Below are 1,340 nucleotides of genomic sequence, written 5' to 3'. Positions count from 1 at the left end.
CAAAGATGCTCGCTCGCGTGATGCTCGCGTAAGTGGGACGCAAGGCCCAGTCGACCAGGCACTAAAGTCCAACCCCTGCAAATAGAGCAAAAATATTAGCTGTTCTTTTATCAACATGGCTTTTCACATTGTTGCAGGTTGATTTCGAGGAAGGCTGCCGTGGCGTCACTCGCTCGTATCGTTCGAAAATTCTTCTCTCGCGGCTTGCGCATCGCCGAGGGCGGCAACGTCGCTACCCTCTTCGCGCTCACGCTGCCGGTCGTCGTCGGCGGGGCAGGGCTCGGCGTCGAGACATCTTACTGGTACTATTCCAGCCTGAGGCTTCAGGCGACGGCGGACGCTGCCGCCTATGCCGGCGCGGTGGAGAAGTCTTGGGGCTCCGACACAGCCACCATCACCACGACTGCCACGACATCGGCGACCGAAAACGGCCTGGGCACCGGCACCATCACCGTCCACGCGCCGCCGACGACGGGGGCGTATACGACCCAGAAGGCAGTCGAGGTCATCCTCAACCAGAACCTCGACCGGATCTTCACCTCGATCTTCACCTCTAGCAAAGTGCCCGAGAAGGCGAGGGCGGTGGCGCTGGTCACCGATGCCTCCAAAGCCTGCGTGCTGGCGCTCAGTCAGTCAGCCTCGCAGGCGGCGCTGTTCTCCGGTAGCACCAGCGTCAAGCTGAACGGCTGCTCGGTCATGTCCAACTCAACAGCCTCGGACGCCATTAAGGTGCAAGGGGCGTCCGGTCTGCAGGCTGACTGCCTGATCACCGTGGGCGGCATGGTGCTGAACAACCCAGTGACCACGACATGCACATCGAAGATCACCCAGGCCCTGCCGGCATCCGACCCGTTCGGGAGCCTGCCGGCGCCGACCGCCAGCGGCGGTTGCAAGAACGTTAACGGCAACAAAACGACGCAAACACTCCAGCCAGGAACTTACTGCAGTGGTATGAACCTCGGCGGCGACGTCACGTTCGCGCCGGGCGTCTATGTCCTCCAAGGCAATATGAAGATCAACGCGGGTGCAGTGATCTCGGGCAGTGGCGTCACCATCTATATGTCGGGCAGCAACACCGTCAGCATGAACGGGAATGCCACCGTGACGATGAGCGCGCCGACCTCCGGCACGTATTCCGGGGTACTGTTTTATGGCGACAGGACCGGCACCACTACGCAGAGTACCTTCAACGGCACCGCCACCTCCTCGCTTACGGGAGCGATTTATTTTCCCAAGCAGCAGGTCAACTATCTAGGCAATTTCTCCGGTAAGAACGGCTGCACGCAGGTGGTGGCCGACACCATCCAGTGGTCCGGCAATTCCAACATCAACCAGGACTG

1 protein-coding gene is annotated in these 1,340 nt (G+C 60.6%); it reads left to right on the top strand.

Going from position 1 to position 1,340, the window contains the following annotated elements; all coding sequences use genetic code 11:
* Nucleotides 1-159 precede the first annotated feature (159 nt).
* Nucleotides 160-1,340, top strand: a 1,181-nt coding sequence (locus EN857_RS33200) for a pilus assembly protein TadG-related protein (protein WP_348630801.1), incomplete at its 3' end; no start/stop codon positions are given.

Origin of the sequence: Mesorhizobium sp. M4B.F.Ca.ET.214.01.1.1 (assembly GCF_004791545.1) — a bacterium.
Lineage (GTDB): Bacteria > Pseudomonadota > Alphaproteobacteria > Rhizobiales > Rhizobiaceae > Mesorhizobium > Mesorhizobium abyssinicae.
The sequence above is the reverse complement of the archived record's forward strand: the minus strand, read 5'-3'. Positions and strand labels throughout refer to the sequence as shown.